This is a genomic window from Paraburkholderia sp. BR10937 (assembly GCF_040965695.1).
In the GTDB taxonomy this organism is placed as follows: Bacteria; Pseudomonadota; Gammaproteobacteria; order Burkholderiales; family Burkholderiaceae; genus Paraburkholderia.
In genome coordinates this window covers 145,054-160,309 of sequence record NZ_JBFRCL010000008.1, presented here as the reverse complement: position 1 = coordinate 160,309, position 15,256 = coordinate 145,054, and the positions used below count along the sequence as shown (strand labels likewise).

The 15,256-nt window shown below is 64.0% G+C and carries 12 protein-coding genes and 1 pseudogene; 4 read left to right on the top strand and 9 right to left on the bottom strand.

The window, feature by feature from the left end; all coding sequences use genetic code 11:
- Nucleotides 1–66: 66 nt before the first annotated feature.
- Complete coding sequence (locus AB4Y44_RS09435) at nucleotides 67–2,793, top strand: glucosidase (protein WP_368699310.1); 2,727 nt, start codon at nucleotides 67–69, stop codon at nucleotides 2,791–2,793.
- Nucleotides 2,794–3,007: 214 nt separating this feature from the next.
- Here AB4Y44_RS09435 and AB4Y44_RS09430 read toward each other — a convergent pair whose 3' ends face one another.
- Together AB4Y44_RS09430 and bktB are read right to left on the bottom strand one after the other, a co-directional pair.
- Nucleotides 3,008–3,859: a 3-hydroxybutyryl-CoA dehydrogenase gene (locus AB4Y44_RS09430; RefSeq protein ID WP_342920740.1), complete on the bottom strand. Its 852-nt coding sequence runs from the start codon at nucleotides 3,857–3,859 to the stop codon at nucleotides 3,008–3,010.
- Nucleotides 3,860–3,893: 34 nt separating this feature from the next.
- On the bottom strand, nucleotides 3,894–5,081 hold the full coding sequence (bktB, locus tag AB4Y44_RS09425) for a beta-ketothiolase BktB (RefSeq protein ID WP_368699309.1): 1,188 nt from the start codon (nucleotides 5,079–5,081) through the stop codon (nucleotides 3,894–3,896).
- Between the two features lie 321 nt (nucleotides 5,082–5,402).
- Between bktB and AB4Y44_RS09420 the strand changes: the two genes are divergently transcribed.
- Nucleotides 5,403–6,005 carry a phosphatase PAP2 family protein gene (locus tag AB4Y44_RS09420; RefSeq protein WP_342920742.1) on the top strand — a complete coding sequence of 201 codons (603 nt, stop codon included), beginning with the start codon at nucleotides 5,403–5,405 and terminating at the stop codon, nucleotides 6,003–6,005.
- 65 nt (nucleotides 6,006–6,070) lie between these two features.
- Here AB4Y44_RS09420 and AB4Y44_RS09415 read toward each other — a convergent pair whose 3' ends face one another.
- Entirely contained in the window at nucleotides 6,071–6,514 is a 444-nt protein-coding gene (locus tag AB4Y44_RS09415) for a hypothetical protein (protein ID WP_368699308.1), read from the bottom strand.
- Nucleotides 6,515–6,528: 14 nt separating this feature from the next.
- Nucleotides 6,529–6,677, bottom strand: a pseudogene (locus AB4Y44_RS09410) (carbonic anhydrase); the annotation flags it as partial.
- A gap of 280 nt (nucleotides 6,678–6,957) precedes the next feature.
- Here AB4Y44_RS09410 and AB4Y44_RS09405 point away from each other — a divergent pair.
- Nucleotides 6,958–8,664 (top strand): phage integrase family protein, encoded by a 1,707-nt coding sequence (locus tag AB4Y44_RS09405; protein ID WP_368699307.1) that lies wholly within the window; start codon nucleotides 6,958–6,960, stop codon nucleotides 8,662–8,664.
- 316 nt (nucleotides 8,665–8,980) lie between these two features.
- Here the strand turns inward: AB4Y44_RS09405 and bfr are convergent, their stop codons facing one another.
- Nucleotides 8,981–9,457 carry a bacterioferritin gene (gene bfr / locus AB4Y44_RS09400; protein WP_342920745.1) on the bottom strand — a complete coding sequence of 159 codons (477 nt, stop codon included), beginning with the start codon at nucleotides 9,455–9,457 and terminating at the stop codon, nucleotides 8,981–8,983.
- Nucleotides 9,458–9,744: 287 nt separating this feature from the next.
- Here bfr and chrA point away from each other — a divergent pair, with 287 nt between their 5' ends.
- Nucleotides 9,745–10,968 carry a chromate efflux transporter gene (gene chrA / locus AB4Y44_RS09395; protein WP_368699306.1) on the top strand — a complete coding sequence of 408 codons (1,224 nt, stop codon included), beginning with the start codon at nucleotides 9,745–9,747 and terminating at the stop codon, nucleotides 10,966–10,968.
- Nucleotides 10,969–10,983: 15 nt separating this feature from the next.
- Here the strand turns inward: chrA and AB4Y44_RS09390 are convergent, their stop codons facing one another.
- From AB4Y44_RS09390 to AB4Y44_RS09375, 4 genes are read right to left on the bottom strand one after another with little or no spacing between them, the layout of a single operon-like run.
- The gene (locus AB4Y44_RS09390; protein ID WP_342920747.1) at nucleotides 10,984–11,604 is read right to left on the bottom strand and encodes a DAK2 domain-containing protein; all 621 of its coding nucleotides are present in this window, start codon (nucleotides 11,602–11,604) and stop codon (nucleotides 10,984–10,986) included.
- Nucleotides 11,601–12,629, bottom strand: coding sequence for a dihydroxyacetone kinase subunit DhaK (locus tag AB4Y44_RS09385; RefSeq protein WP_368699305.1), 1,029 nt, complete (start codon nucleotides 12,627–12,629; stop codon nucleotides 11,601–11,603). The genes AB4Y44_RS09390 and AB4Y44_RS09385 overlap by 4 nt, the downstream gene beginning before the upstream one ends.
- Nucleotides 12,630–12,688: 59 nt before the next feature.
- Nucleotides 12,689–13,693 carry an ABC transporter permease gene (locus AB4Y44_RS09380; RefSeq protein ID WP_368699304.1) on the bottom strand — a complete coding sequence of 335 codons (1,005 nt, stop codon included), beginning with the start codon at nucleotides 13,691–13,693 and terminating at the stop codon, nucleotides 12,689–12,691.
- The gene (locus tag AB4Y44_RS09375) at nucleotides 13,690–15,228 is read right to left on the bottom strand and encodes a sugar ABC transporter ATP-binding protein (RefSeq protein WP_368699330.1); all 1,539 of its coding nucleotides are present in this window, start codon (nucleotides 15,226–15,228) and stop codon (nucleotides 13,690–13,692) included. Before AB4Y44_RS09375 ends, AB4Y44_RS09380 begins: the two co-directional genes overlap by 4 nt.
- Between the last annotated feature and the right edge of the window lie 28 nt (nucleotides 15,229–15,256).

Genomic DNA, 15,256 nt, shown 5'->3' with positions numbered 1-15,256 from the left:
CTTGATGCGAGCGCCGGCCCATCGCTACGGTAATTCACGACCATCTCGCGGATCGGGAGGCGAGGCATGTGCCCTGCAAACGTCGACGCAGCGGAGGAAAGGCGTCTGAACGAGTCGCGTACCGCGCAGCTGCCGTGGAAGAAGTGGGGCCCGTATCTCAGTGAGCGCCAGTGGGGGACGGTCCGCGAGGACTATAGCGGCGACGGCGACGCCTGGCATTATTTCACCCATGATCAATCGCGCTCGCGTGCCTACCGATGGGGAGAGGATGGCATCGGCGGTCTCTGCGACGACAAGCAACGGTTGTGTTTCGCGCTTGCCCTCTGGAACGAACACGATCCCATCCTGAAGGAGCGTCTCTTCGGTCTGACCAATAGCGAAGGCAATCATGGCGAGGACGTGAAGGAATACTACTTCTATGTCGACAGCACGCCCACGCACTCGTACATGAAGTATCTGTACAAATATCCGCAGCGGGAATTTCCCTATCGGGATCTGGTCGAGACAAACGGAAAGCGTTCGCGCGGTGAGCTCGAGTACGAACTGCTCGATACAGGCGTATTCGATGACGACCGGTATTTCGACGTGTTCGTCGAATACGCGAAGGCGGCCCCAGAAGACATCTTCATACGCGTAACCGTGCACAACCGGGCAAGGGAAGAGGCGCGGCTTCGCGTTCTGCCAACGCTGTGGTTTCGCAATACCTGGTCGTGGGGCTACGACGAATACAGGCCTTCGCTCTGCGAAGCGGACTCAGGCGTCATTCGCGCGACGCATCAGGAACTGGGCGAGTACTGGCTCTATTGCGACGGGGCAACGGAACTGCTCTTCACGGAAAACGAAAGCAACGCACGGCGTCTGTGGAACCAACCCAACGCTTCCCCTTATGTGAAGGACGCGTTCCACGCGTATGTCATTGACGGGCAGGGCGACGCCGTGAATCCGGCGAAAGCGGGAACCAAAGCTGCGGCCCATTACATATGCGAGGTATCCGCGGGCGGCACTGCGACCATCAGGCTGCGCCTGAGCACTGTCAAGCTCGACAACGCCTTCGATGACTTCGAGAGGACTTTCGACGTTCGCGTGACCGAAGCGGACGCGTTCTACGAACGTATAGCGCCAACGGTACTGACCGACGATGAGCGACGCGTACACCGGCAGGCATTGGCAGGCATGTTGTGGAGCAAGCAGTATTACTACTTCGATCTCGAGCGGTGGTTGCGCGAGCACCAGAGCCATCCATTGCTCGAAGCGAGCGGCCACGCGGTGCGCAATACTCAGTGGTTCCATATGCTGAATGCCGACGTGATCTCCATGCCGGACAAATGGGAGTACCCCTGGTTCGCAGCATGGGATCTGGCTTTTCATACGATCGCACTGGCTCCAGTCGATTTCGATTTTGCCAAGGAGCAGCTGCTGTTGATGCTGCGCATCCTGTATCTTCACCCAAGCGGGCAGATCCCGGCCTACGAGTGGAACTTCAGTGACGTGAATCCCCCCGTGCATGCCGCTGCCACGCTCTGGCTCTACAAGTATGAGAAAGCGTTGGGACGCGCCGATCCGCGCTTTCTCGAGCGCTCGTTCCAGGGCTTGATGCTCAATTTCAACTGGTGGGTCAACCGTAAGGACCCCTCGGGTCGAAGCGTCTTCGCCGGTGGCTTTCTCGGGCTCGACAACATTGGCGTGTTCGATCGCAGCGCTCAGCTTCCCACAGGCGGTTCGCTCGAGCAGGCGGACGGCACCGCGTGGATGGCGTTTTATTGCCAGAGCATGCTGGAGATGGCTATCATCCTGGCCGAGCACGACCCCATGTACGAAGAGATCGCCTTCAAGTTCGTCCAGCATTTCATGTGGATTGCCTACGCAATGAACCGGCTCGGAGACCAACCGGACGACATGTGGGACGAGCAGGACGGATTCTTCTATGACCTGTTGCGACTGCCCGACGGTCAGACGATGCGCTTGAAAGTGAGGTCGATGGTCGGCTTGCTGCCGCTGTGCGCGTCGACGGTTTTCGAAGCCGATTCAGTCTCGCGCTGCCCGAGACTCATGGAGCTGATCGCACAATTTCGAAGCCGTTACCCGGAGTTGCTTGCGCACGTGGCACCAACCGATGCTGGCTTTATCGGCCATAGAGAGCGCAGACTCCTGTCGATCCTGAATACGCGGAAACTGGAGCGTGTGCTCGGATATCTGCTCGACGAGAACGAATTCCTGGGACCGTACGGCATCCGTTCGCTGTCTCGCTACCATCTCGACCACCCGTACACACTCGAGGTGGGCGGACAGGAATACAAGGTCCAGTATCTGCCTGCGGAGTCGAATACCGGCATGTTCGGCGGCAACTCGAACTGGAGGGGGCCGGTGTGGATGCCGGTGAATCTTCTGATCGTCAGGGCGCTGACGAATCTATACGGCTTTTTCGGCGACGAGTTCAAGGTTCAATGCCCGACGGGATCCGGGCAGATGATGACGCTGTTCGAGGTGGCGCAGGAGATCGTCCGACGTCTGACGGCTACGTTTCTTCGCGGCGAGGATGGTCGGCGCCCGGTTTATGGCGGGACAGGCAAGTTCCAGGACGACCCGCATTGGCGTGACCTGATCCTGTTCTACGAGTATTTCCACGGCGACAACGGCGCGGGGCTCGGTGCAAGTCACCAGACCGGTTGGACCGGGCTCGTCGCGCCGCTCCTGGATATGTTCAGGCGCATGGACGCACAGACCGTTCTGGCAAGCGATCGCTGGCGTGTGATGGCGGGTGTCGTTGGCCAGCAAATGGATGAGGGGCGCTGAGGGAGGCGGATCGCGCTGACCGTGGTGCTGGAGATGTGGTTATCTTTTATTTAACATAATGCTATCTATTTACGATGGCTATTGGATTTAACATAATGCAAATTATCGCAGTTTTTATGATGTTCGCAAACATCAGAATCCACCGCATCACATCTCGACAATCACCTTCAACGCCCGCGGGCTGACCGCCCGCGGAACCTCCGCCGCAATCCTTCTAGCTGTAACTAAAGACGCCGCGCCCAGTCTTGCGGCCCAGACGTCCGGCGGCCACCAGTTCACGAAGCAGCGGGCACGCGCGGTATTTCGAATCGCCGAAGTCCTTGTAAAAGACGTCCATGACCGAAAGCACCACGTCGAGCCCAACGAGGTCGGCAAGCGCCAGCGGCCCAATCGGCTGATTCGCGCCGAGACGCATGCCGGTATCGATATCCTCGGCTGGCGCGACGCCTTCGGCGAGCAGGAAGAAAGCCTCGTTGATCATCGGCACGAGAATGCGGTTGACCACGAACCCCGGCGAATTGCGCACGCTGATCGGCGACTTGCCGAGCCGCAGCGTCAGTTCGTGGACCATCTCCGCTGCGGCGCTACCGGTTTCGAGGCCCCGGATGATCTCAACGAGCGGCATCAACGGCACCGGATTGAAGAAGTGCATGCCGACGAGGCGCGACGGGTCGGCAAGCGCGGCGCCAAGCGTGGTGATCGAGATTGAGGACGTATTGGAAGCGAGAATGGCGTCGGGACGCGCGACCGCTTCAATCTGCTTCAAGATGCGCAGCTTCAGATCGAGGTTTTCGGTGGCGGCTTCGATGATCAGCCCGGCAGCACCGAGCCGCTGATAGTCGGTGCACGTCTCGATGCGCGCGAGCGCGGCATCGCTCGCCGCCGCGTCCAGCTTGTCTTTCGCGATGAGCCGGTCGAGGCTTCCCTTCAGCGCGGTGAGCCCCCTGTCGAGCGCGGCCTCGCTGACGTCGACCACGACCACGCGCAGGCCAGCGAGCGCGGCGACCTGCGCGATGCCGGAACCCATCGTCCCGGCGCCCACGATTCCCAATGTGTCGATTTGCATGGCTTTATGTGGCGCGCCCGAAGGCGCACACAATTTACTGGACATTTTCGAAAATGGCGGCGATCCCCTGCCCGCCCCCGATGCACATCGTGACGAGCGCGTAACGGCCACCAACGCGCTTGAGTTCGTGCAGCGCCTTCACGGCGATCAGTGCGCCAGTCGCGCCAATGGGATGGCCGAGCGAAATGCCCGAGCCGTTGGGGTTCACCTTTTCAGGGTCCAGACCCAACTCCTGCGTGACCGCGCATGCCTGGGCGGCAAAGGCCTCGTTCGACTCGATCACATCGAGGTCCGCGACGGACAGCCCCGCGCGCTGCAACGCAAGACGCGTAGCCGGCACCGGGCCGATACCCATGTAAAGCGGATCGACACCCGCGTGTGCATATGCCACGAGTTTCGCCATCGGCGCGAGACCGCGTGCCTCGGCCGCTGCGCGCGACATCAGCAGGACGGCCGCGCCTGCGTCGTTGATGCCGGAAGCGTTGCCCGCCGTGACCGTACCGTTCTCCTTCGCGAATACGGGCTTGAGCTTCGCGAAGTCGTCGATCGTTGCATCGTGACGCAAATGTTCGTCGGTGTCGAAGATGGTCTCGCGCCCTTTCACCGTGCGCTTGACCGGCACGATCTGGCTGGCGAACCGGCCCTCTGCGATCGCTCGCGCCGCGCGACGATGCGACTCGAGCGCGAGGTTGTCCTGCTGCTCGCGCGTGATGCCGTAACGGCCCGCGACATTTTCGGCCGTCACGCCCATCGGCACGGTGTGGAACGGATCATTGAGCGCACCCAGCATCATGTCGATGAGGCGCGCGTCGCCCATGCGTGCGCCGAAGCGCGCCTCGGTCGTGATGTACGGTGCGCGGCTCATGTTCTCGGCGCCAGCGCCGATCGCCACGTCTGCATCGCCGAGCAGAATGGTCTGGGCAGCGGAAACGATTGCCTGCAGGCCCGAACCGCACAGCCGGTTGACGTTGAACGCAGGCGTCGATTCGGGAATGCCAGCGTTGATCGCCGCGACGCGAGACAGGTAAAAATCCCGCGGCTCGGTGGCGATCACATTGCCGAACACCACATGCCCCACGTCCTTTGCCTCGACATGGCTTCGCGCGAGCAGTTCGCGCACGACGATTGAACCGAGTTCGGTTGGCGGCACGTCTTTCAGGCGGCCGCCGAATTTGCCGATCGCGGTCCGCACACCGCCCACCACCACGACTTCCCTGCTCATATGGATTCCTCACTTATCTGTTTTGCCGCCTGTGAAGCGGCGGCGCAGCCTGTTTCTACGCCTGGTCCCGACCTGTTCAGGAAGTCGCCAGGGCGCGCCGTGGCAATCCTAGCGCCAACATGCGCCGGACAGACTGGTCAAACCGGCCGACATACTGACAAAACTGGCCATGTCATGCCGTCCACGCGGCCTGACGGTGGATTCCAGTCGCCCCTGTTAAGGTTTCGTTAAGGGGCCGGTGCGTAGAATCGCCTCTGACAACACATCCGGAACCGCCTTCCAGCGGTGACGCAAGAACGGGCGTGAAAAAAGAGGGCCCCTATGGATGCAGTCGAAACATTGAACCGAACCATTTTTCTCGCACTCAATGCCACACCCGCAACGCCGCATTGGCTCATTGCTGCGGGCACGCTGATCGCGGACTATGCGATCCTGCTGGTCCCGGCCATGCTGGCGGCACTATGGTTGACAGGTTCGGACGAGCGCCGCGCGTTGGCCGTGCGCGCCTGTTTTGCCGGCTTGCTGGCCCTCGGCATCAACCAGCTGATCGGTCTGGCGTGGTATCACCCCCGCCCTTTCGCTAGCGCAACGGGCCATACGTTTCTCGCCCATGCTCCCGATTCTTCGTTTCCTAGCGATCATGTGACGCTGCTTTCCGCAGTCTCGTTCACCTTCCTGTACGGCGGGAAGCGGGGAATCGGCTTGCTTGCCTTGATCGTCGATATTGCCGTTGCGTGGGCTCGCATCTTTGTCGGCGTGCACTGGCCCTTCGACATGATCGGCGCGGCGATCGTCGCCTGGCTGGCCTGCATGATTGGCAGCCCGATCTGGCGCCTCGCGGGCATGGCGGTGACCGGCGCGCTGATCGCGCTATACAGGAAGGTTCTCGCTGTGCCGATCAGCCTGCGGTGGCTACGGCCGTAGTGAGCCCTCGTCAAGCGCGTCTCAACGCGTGCGGCTGCCAGACTAGTCTTTTGAAGCACTCTGGTCTAAGGCTCATCGGCCCCAACCTGTTCGAGTGCATTCAGGTCATCAAAGAAATTGTCAGGCGTCCCAGCAGCGGTTTCATGGGTGCGCGGCGGAGACTTCACGACCGGCGGCGGCGTTGCGCCCATCCCTTCATCGATACGCTGCAGCAAATAAGGAAAGTACGGATTCGACGCGATGCGGAACATCGAATCGAGCGTCAGGATCAGGGTGCCGCGCTCGCCGCGCGGCGCAAGCGTGCCGAGGTGCTCATTGAAGTTTTCCGAATCGTCCGGCGCAATGCCATACAGCGGGTCCGTGATCGGGAACGGAATCGCGACATGCGACAAGGAGAAGATTTCCTGCGGATAATCGATATCCAGCGGTTTGATTCTCGTCTGCACTTCACCCGCGTAGGTGCTGCGCTCGACAGTATGCGCCGAGCCTGGCGAAGCGTTGGCAATCACCGTCGTGCGATAGTGTCCTGGTTTGCGACGTTTCCCGCGATCCTTGCATTGAAGGTGTCGCCGATTCCCATGTCGAGAATGATCTCGGCCGGCGCGCGCGCGAGTCGATACAACTGAGGACGATTGCTGCTGGATACTGGCCGCTGGCGCTCGCTCTCTTCTGCGCCGTTCGCTAACAACCTCAGATCAGCGTGAAGGCAATGTGAAGATGGTCAGTCAGAGTATAGGCGGCGCGAGAAATCGTGAAATCTGGCTGCGCCGCCGTCATGGGGAATGAGCCGAGTTCTGGCGTTCGCCTTCGGCGGCAACTACGCGACGCCAGCGTACCTGGGCCGCCACTTGCGGGAGCATCTCGCGTTTTTGCTGAAAATCCATACCGTTTGCATCTATGAAGATAATCCTTCTTATCACTATACATCTATTTCTACGCTAAACTTCGTCGCATGAAAACGCGTCACCCTCCCCTTCCCGCACCCGCTTCCGCCGAACCGGCCGGGTTCCCCGACGCCGACGAACTCGCCATGCTGCGCGCGTGGTATGCAGGCCTCGCCGTGCGGGCCGCCGTCGAGCGTTATCTCCCCTCGGCGCTCGGCGACGGGAAGTCGGCGCGTGGCGTGCTCGGGCGCATCCGGCGCAGGCTCGTCGCCCTCGCGCGCGTGGCGCATCGCGACGATCTGGCGGCGTTGTTCGAGCACCCGGTGGCGGAACGCGAGCGGCACGCCAAGGCTGTCGCGCAGGCAATCGACAGCCTGCGCACCGCCCGCCCTCCCGAACCCCAGATCGCCGACGACATCGCACAGTGGTTTGCGCCGCGTGCCGTGCGGGTGCTGTACGCGCACGGCATCACCACGCTCGCCGACCTGACCGTGCGCATCCCGCGCCGCCGCCAGTGGTGGAAAGCGGTGCCGGGCCTCGGGATGGCGAGCGCCCGCGCAATCGAGGCGTTCTTTGCGGCCTGGCCGGCACTCACGGAAAAGGCGCGCGCACTCATCGCGGCGAGCCAGCGCGGCGACATCGCACCGTGGGAGTCCCTGAAGCTGCCGCACGAAGTCGACGGCTCCGAGGGCACGTTCCGTGCACCGCGCGCGACCTGCACGCTGGACGCGTCGAACGACTATGAAGCGATCCAGACCTGGCTCGCGCTGCACGAATCGCCCGCCACGCAGCGTACCTACCGGAAGGAAGCCGAACGCCTGATCCTCTGGGCGATCGTCGAGCGTGGCCGCGCGCTCTCGTCGCTCTCGACCGAGGACGCCATCGCCTACCGCGCGTTCCTGCGCCATCCGTCTCCGCGCGGTCGCTGGGTCGGCCCCGTGCGAGCGCGCACCTCGCCGGACTGGCGGCCGTTCAACGGCAGCCTCTCGGCGCGCTCGGTCGCGCATGCGCTGTCGATCCTCGGCGCGCTGTTCCGCTGGCTCATCGAGCAGCGTTACGTGCTCGCCAATCCGTTTTCCGGCGTGAAAGTGCGCGGCGCGAGCGGCGTGCAGGCGCTCGACACTTCGCACGCATTCAGCGAAGGGGAATGGGCGCTCGTGCGCACGATCGCCGACGGCCTCGAGTGGTCGTACGGCTGGTCAGCGCCAGCGGCACAACGGCTGCGCTTCCTGCTGGATTTCGGCTACGCGACCGGCCTGCGCGCGAGCGAGCTGGTCGGGGCCACGCTCGGCCACGTCGAGACGGACGCACGCGGCGATCATTGGCTGCGCGTGACGGGCAAGGGAAAGAAGCTCGCGCGCGTCGCCTTGCCGCCGCTCGCGTGGGACGCGCTCGCGCACTATCTGGCCGAACGCGACTTGCCTGTCGTGTCCGTGCGCTGGAATCCGGCGACTCCGGTCATCGGCAGTCTCGAGGCCGACAGCGACGCCGCGATCAGCAGCGTGCGTTTGTGGGGCGTGCTGCGGCGCTTCTTCCTGCTGGCCGCCAAAGCCATCGAGGCCGATCACGCGCCGCTTGCGGAGAAGCTGCGCCGCGCGAGTCCGCACTGGATGCGCCACACGCACGCCACGCACGCGCTCGGGCGCGGCGCGGAACTGACCACGGTGCGCGACAACCTGCGGCACGCTTCTGTTTCGACCACCTCGATCTATCTGCACAGCGACGAAGTCAAGCGCGCGCGGCAGATCGCGGATGCGTTTGGCAAAGCGAAATGAATCCGCGTCCACCGGATCATTCGCAACTCGGTAGGCGACAAATACGCGTAGGCCGGCCGTCGAGTCCCGCTGCTGGCGGAGGCTTAGCGGAGATGCCGGAGTTCCATGGTGGGAAGGCAGAAAACGTCGGATGCTGATGGTAACGCATCGCATACGCTTACCGGCTACGGTGAGGAACCGGCGCAAGCCCCGCCAGGCCCGGCCGTTCGGCACTCGCCCAAGCATCGTGAACAATCATGGGCGCGGCATCGATCAGCGCCAGTCATTCACGCTGGCACCGTACGCCCGGAAGGAAACGCCCACGCCGGATTGCGTATCAGCTGGCCGAGCCCATCGCCGATTGCTGATAGTTTTCAAGGCCGATCTTGTCGATCAACCCGAGCTGGATTTCCAGCCAGTCGATGTGATCCTCGGTGTCGTCCAGGATCTCGACGAAGATTTCCCGCGACACGAAGTCCCGCACGGATTCGCAGTACGCAATGGCTTCCTTGCACTGTGCCTGCGCCGTGCGTTCGAGCTTGAGGTCGCACTCGAGCACTTCACGAACGTCTTCGCCGATCAGAAGTTTGCCAAGATCCTGCAAATTGGGCAGGCCGTCGAGCATGAGAATCCGCTCGATCAGTTTGTCGGCATGCTTCATCTCGTCGATCGATTCGTCATATTCGTGTTTGCCGAGTCCTGCGAGACCCCAGTGTCCGTAAAGTCGTGCGTGCAAAAAGTACTGATTAATCGCCGTCAGCTCGTTCTTCAGTTCCGCATTGAGATATTCAATGACTTTTGGATCGGCTTGCATCACTCCCTCCGGGGCACTGTGTCGGGACAATTACAACGAGCATAGACATTTGACGCGTGCAGCGCACGAACGAGAGCATCAATGAGAAGAGTTCAGCGTCTTATCGGCTCGATTTACGCAGAGGAATGACGCTTTAAGCGGTCCATTGGCCGTGTGTTGTTTGCGAACCACCGGATCAGCGCTGTGAAAGCATCCCGTCCTGCGCTCGTGCCAGCAGATCGGGTATGATCGCGGCAGCCTCGACCGATGTTCGCATTCCTTACGACAGAATTTCCATGGAAACAGATATGTCGACCTCAGAGCCGGACCATGCGGGCTCCGTGTTCGAAGTGCTGTGGGTTTTTCTGAAGCTGGGCCTGACATCCTTTGGCGGCCCCATTGCCCATATCGGCTACTTCCGTCGCGAGTTCGTCGACCGGCGTCGCTGGCTCGACGACGAAACCTTCACGGATCTGGTCGGTCTCTGCCAGTTTCTCCCGGGTCCCGCCAGTAGTCAGACCGGTTTTTCGATTGGGCTGCTGCGCGCCGGCTGGCCAGGGGGCCTGGCCGCCTGGTGCGGCTTCACGTTGCCATCCGTCGCGCTATTGATCGCGTTTGCCAGCATCGCGCCTGAACTCGGCGGCCCCGTGGGAAGCGGGCTGATTCACGGACTGAAACTCGTCGCCGTGGCGGTCGTCGCGCAAGCCGTCTCGGACATGGCGCGCCGCCTGTGCCCCGACCACCGCCGCGCCGGCATTGCACTCGTTGCGGTCGTGCTTCTCTCTGTCATGACGACGGCGTATGCACAGTTGATCGTCATCGTGCTGGGCGCCGCGCTCGGTATCGTGCTGTGCCGATCCACGACTTCGGGAACCATCGCCGGCACGCGTCAGCACACGCAGGAGTTTCGCGTGTCGCGTACCGCCGGTCTGGTCGCGCTCGTCCTCTTTTGCGTCCTGCTTTTCGGGCTTCCGGCGCTTGCCGCATTCGACACGACGCACACCGTCCACGTGTTCGACGCTTTCTACCGCTCAGGCGCCCTCGTGTTCGGTGGCGGTCACGTGGTGCTGCCGCTGCTGCAGCGTGAGACCGTGGCAACGGGCTGGGTCTCGCCGAACGACTTTCTTGCGGGCTACGGAGCCGCCCAGGCCGTGCCCGGCCCGCTCTTTACGTTCGCGGCTTTTCTTGGATGGATCATGAGCGGTCCATCGAGTCATGCGCTGGGCGCCTGCGTGGCGCTGGCAGGCATCTTCTTGCCAGGCCTGCTTCTCGTGCTCGCCGCACTGCCCTACTGGCAAGCGCTTCGCGCCCATCCCTCCATGGCGGCGATGCTGGCTGGCGTGAATGCAGCCGTGGTCGGGCTGCTCGCCATGGCGCTCTATTCGCCGGTGTGGACGAGCGCCGTCCAGTCGCGGATCGACTTTGCGGTTGCGGTCATCGGTTTCTTTTTGCTCACGCGCTGGAAGGTGCCGCCGCTCGTTGTCGTCGTGTTTTCGGCGGCGGCCGGCGTGGCCGAGATGCTTGTTCGTTGAGTTGAGTGGCGAAGCTCACCTTCGCCACGCTTGAAGAAACCTGAGCCACGCAGTCGCGCCAGGATCGGCGTGACCGATGCTGCGTTCCTGCACCCACGCCGCGCGCCCTTTCTTCGACTGCAACGCGGCCGTGGCGCGCACCTGGTGCTCCGCCGTGTCGATCATCGCGTCGAGCAGCGCGCGCTCGTCGCCGCCTGATTCGAACGCTTCGAGCGTATCGAGACTCGGCACGAGTGCATCGAGCACCGTCTTGTCGCCGAGCTGCGACTTGCCTCGCTCGACTATGCGCGCGGCCACCGCGCGACCCATGGCGAGCGCTTCGGCTCGGCCCGCTGCATGGCTGCCCGTCACGGTCTTCGCCGCAGCGAGCAGGCCGCCGCCCACGAGCGCGCCGAACGTTGAGGGGTTCGCCGTCGAGAACGCCTTGCCCGTGGCGATCAGCACGTCGCCCAGCGCGGCGTCGGGCGGCAGCTTCGCAATGGCATCGGCTGCTGCGAGCGAGCCCGCCTTCACCGTGACGCCCAGATCGCCATCGCCGAGCGCGGCATCGAGTTCGCGCAGTTCCTCCGCGCTGGCGGGCATCGCGTTCAACGCGTCGATGAGCCGTGCCCTGACTTCGCTGACCGAAAGACTCATCGCGCACCTCCCTCGTCCACGCGCCATCCTTCGCGCCAGAACGGCGAGCGCACCGGCGCGTCGAGCAGCGTGTCGAGTTCCTCGTCGAGTTGCGTCACGGAAATCGAGGCGCCCGCCATTTCGAGGCTCGTCACGTACTCGCCCACATAGGCGCGCGCCACGCGCAGCCCCGCAGCGGCAACGGTCTGCGCGGCGCGCCGGTACAGCAGATACAGCTCTTCGAGCGGCGTCGCGCCGAGTCCATTGACGAGCAGCGCAACGCTCGAACCGGCCGTGGCCTGCAAGTCGCCGAGGATCGCGCCCGCAAGGCGGTCGGCGATGGCGTCCGCGCTCTCCAGTTTGCCGCGGTGCGTGCCCGGCTCGCCATGAATGCCGATGCCGATCTCCATTTCGCCATCGGGCAGCGTGAAGGTCGGCTTGCCGGCCGCCGGCAGGATCGTCGGCGAAAGGCCCACGCCCATCGTGCGCGTCGCGCCGTTCGCCTTCGCGGCAATGCGCGCGACTTCGTCGAGCGTGTCGCCGCGTTCGGCCGCCGCGCCCGCGCACTTGAAGCCGAACACCATGCCCGCCACGCCGCGGCGATCCGAGGCCCGCTCGGGCGGCGCAGAAGCGACATCGTCGGCAACGAGTACGGTGCGCGTATCGATGCCGTCGGCGTCGGCCAGATCCGCAGCGAGATCGAAGTTGAACACGTCGCCGCCGTAGTTGCCGTACAGGTAGAGCACGCCCGCGCCGCCGTGCACCGCCTTGGTGGCCTCGTAGATCTGCTCCGACGACGGCGACGAAAATACGTTGCCCACCGCCACGCCGCTTGCGAGCCCCTTGCCCACGTAGCCGAGAAAGCCCGGCAGGTGCCCGGAGCCGCCGCCCGTCACGATGCCGACCTTGCCCACGTTCGGCGCGTCGGCGCGCACGAGTGCGCGGCGGTCGGCCGTGACCGGCTTGACCCAGCCCGGATGGGCGAGCAGCAAGGCGTCGATCATCTCGTCGACAAAATGATCAGGATGATTAATGATCTTTTTCACGTGTCGCGTCTCCAGTAATGGGGTGGCCTTCGCACCACCGCTCACGTTGACTTCTCCGTTCAAAGCTTGCGCCGTTGGCTCAGCGCATCGAGCAAAACGGCCGCGAGAATCACGCCGCCCTGGATGAACTGCGTCCAGAACGGATTGACGCCCAGCAGCGAGAGTCCGACATTGATCACGCCGATCAGCACCACGCCAATGAAGGTGCCGACGATCGAGCCGCGCCCGCCCGCGAGCGAGGTGCCGCCGATCACGACGCCTGCGATCACCTGCAGCTCCAGCCCGTTGGCCGCCGATGGCAACGCCGAGTTGAGCCGCCCCGCAAGCACGATGCCCGCAATGGCCGCGGTCACGCCCGCGAACATGTAGGTGAGAAAGATCACGCGGCTCACCGGAATGCCCGCGAGCCGCGCCGCTTCCTTGTTGCCGCCCACGGCGAACACCTGGTGGCCGAATTCGGTCTTGCGCAGCAATACGTGGCCAATGACGAACACGGCCAGCATCACGAGCATCGGCGCGGGCAGGCCCGCAAACGTCTTCGCGCCGAACGCGGTAAACACGGCGGGAAAGTCGAATTTCGTGCGCCCGTCCGAAATCGCGAGCGTGAGGCCGCGTCCCATCGCCATCATCGCGAGCGTGACGATGAACGGCACGAGCCGCAGCCACGCAATCCCGAAGCCGTTGAGCGCGCCCACCGCCGCGCCGGTTAAGAGCGCGATGACGAGCCCCGCCACGCCGAGCCCGACCGCGTCCGGGTTCGCGCCAGCCATGACGGTCGCGGCCACCATGCCGCTCAGCGCGACGAGCGAGCCCACGGAGAGGTCGATCCCCGACGTGATGATCACGAACGTGCCGCCCACTGCCGCGATGCCGACCACGGACACCTGCACCATGATGTTGGTGAGCGTGCTCGTGGTGAGAAATTCGGGCGACGCCAGCGAGAGCGCGATACAGATCAGCACGAGCGCCGCGATGAGCGGCCCGAGCCCGCTGCGCAGCTGGCGCAGCACGCGCTGTTGCAGGGTTTGCGTTTCTTCGCGCGGTCGAACCGTGGTGGACGTCATGCTGCAACTCCGGTGGTAGCCCATTGAATGATCGTCTCCGAGCTGGCGTGCTCGCGCGCGACTTCGCCGACGATGCTGCCGCGATACATCACGAGCACGCGGTCCGACATGCCGAGCAGCTCGGGCAGTTCTGAGCTCACGAGCACGACGGCCGCGCCCGCGCGCGCCATCGCGACGATATGCGCATAGATCTCGGTCTTCGCGCCGACGTCAATGCCGCGCGTGGGCTCGTCGAGCAGGATCACGGCTGGCGACGTCGCGCTCGCGCGCCCGAGAATTACCTTCTGCTGATTGCCGCCCGAAAGATTGCCGGTGAGCGACGTGACCGAGGGCGCGCGCACCGCGAAGCGCTCGACCGCCTCGCGCGCGAGCCGGCGCTTTCTCGCCGCGCTCACGAAGCCACCGCGCACCAGCGCCCGCAAGCTCGAAAGCGCGACGTTTTCTTCGATGCTCGCGTCGAGCACGAGCCCTTCGAGCTTGCGGTCCTCGGCGGTGTAGACAATGCCCGCACGCATGCCTTGCGCGGGCGAGTGCAGCGCGAGCCTGCGCCCGCGCAGCCGCAGTTCGCCGCCGCTGAGCGGCAGCGCGCCGCAAAGCGTCTTCAGAAGCTCGGTCCGTCCCGCGCCCGCGATGCCGCCAATGCCCACGATCTCGCCCGCGCGAATGCTGAAGCTCGCGTCGCGCAGCACGGGCGCGCTCGCCACGTTGTGCGCTTCCAGCACGACGTCGCCGTAGGGGCGCGCCTCCCACGGATAGAACGAGTCGAGATTGCGCGCGACCATCGCCTGCACGAGCGCCGGTTCGTTCCATTCCGACATGGGCCGCGCGCCGACCGTCGCGCCGTCGCGCATCACCACGGCCGAATCGGCCAGTTCGAAGACCTCTTCGAGATGGTGCGAGATGAAGATGATGCCCATGCCCGCCGCACGCAGTCGCCGCACGACGGCGTAGAGATGCTCGATGTCGTAATGCTGGAGCGCGGCCGTGGGCTCGTCCATCACGAGAATGCGCGCGTCGCGCGCGAGCGCCTTGGCGACCTCCACGAGCTGGCGCTTGTTGAGCGGCAGATCGCCCAGGCGCATGGCGGGCGGCACGCCTTCCAGCCCGACCTGGGCCAGCGCCTCGTGCGCCATGGCGTTGGCGCTGCAATGATCGACGAGGCCGTAGCGCCGCGGCATGCGGCCAAGAAAGAGGTTTTCGGCCACCGTCATGTCGTTGACGAGCGAAAGCTCCTGATAGATCACGGCCACGCCCGCGTCGATCGCGGCCTGGGTGCCGCGCGCGAGGCGCACGCCGTCGATCTCGACCGTGCCTTCGTCCGGCTCGTAAGCCCCGGAGAGCGTCTTGATGAGCGACGACTTGCCCGCGCCATTCTCGCCGACGATCGCCATCACGTGCCCCGCACGGAGCTCGAGGCTCACGCCTCGCAGCGCCTTCACGCCGGGAAAGCTCTTCACGATGCCGCTCATGCGCAACAGCGGCGGCGAGCCTGGGCTGCCGCCCGCGCTGGTGTTCTCCTGCTGCGATACGTCCATTGCCGAACCTGATTCGCGTTTCATCCGT

Bases quoted from the DNA above. Each gene is read 5' to 3' on its own strand.
- AB4Y44_RS09435 (WP_368699310.1), top strand. From the start codon at position 67: ATGTGCCCTGCAAACGTCGACGCAGCGGAGGAAAGGCGTCTGAACGAG.
- AB4Y44_RS09430 (WP_342920740.1), bottom strand. From the start codon at position 3,859: ATGCAAATCGACACATTGGGAATCGTGGGCGCCGGGACGATGGGTTCC.
- bktB (WP_368699309.1), bottom strand. From the start codon at position 5,081: ATGAGCAGGGAAGTCGTGGTGGTGGGCGGTGTGCGGACCGCGATCGGC.
- AB4Y44_RS09420 (WP_342920742.1), top strand. From the start codon at position 5,403: ATGGATGCAGTCGAAACATTGAACCGAACCATTTTTCTCGCACTCAAT.
- AB4Y44_RS09405 (WP_368699307.1), top strand. From the start codon at position 6,958: ATGAAAACGCGTCACCCTCCCCTTCCCGCACCCGCTTCCGCCGAACCG.
- bfr (WP_342920745.1), bottom strand. From the start codon at position 9,457: ATGCAAGCCGATCCAAAAGTCATTGAATATCTCAATGCGGAACTGAAG.
- chrA (WP_368699306.1), top strand. From the start codon at position 9,745: ATGTCGACCTCAGAGCCGGACCATGCGGGCTCCGTGTTCGAAGTGCTG.
- AB4Y44_RS09390 (WP_342920747.1), bottom strand. From the start codon at position 11,604: ATGAGTCTTTCGGTCAGCGAAGTCAGGGCACGGCTCATCGACGCGTTG.
- AB4Y44_RS09380 (WP_368699304.1), bottom strand. From the start codon at position 13,693: ATGACGTCCACCACGGTTCGACCGCGCGAAGAAACGCAAACCCTGCAA.
- AB4Y44_RS09375 (WP_368699330.1), bottom strand. From the start codon at position 15,228: ATGGACGTATCGCAGCAGGAGAACACCAGCGCGGGCGGCAGCCCAGGC.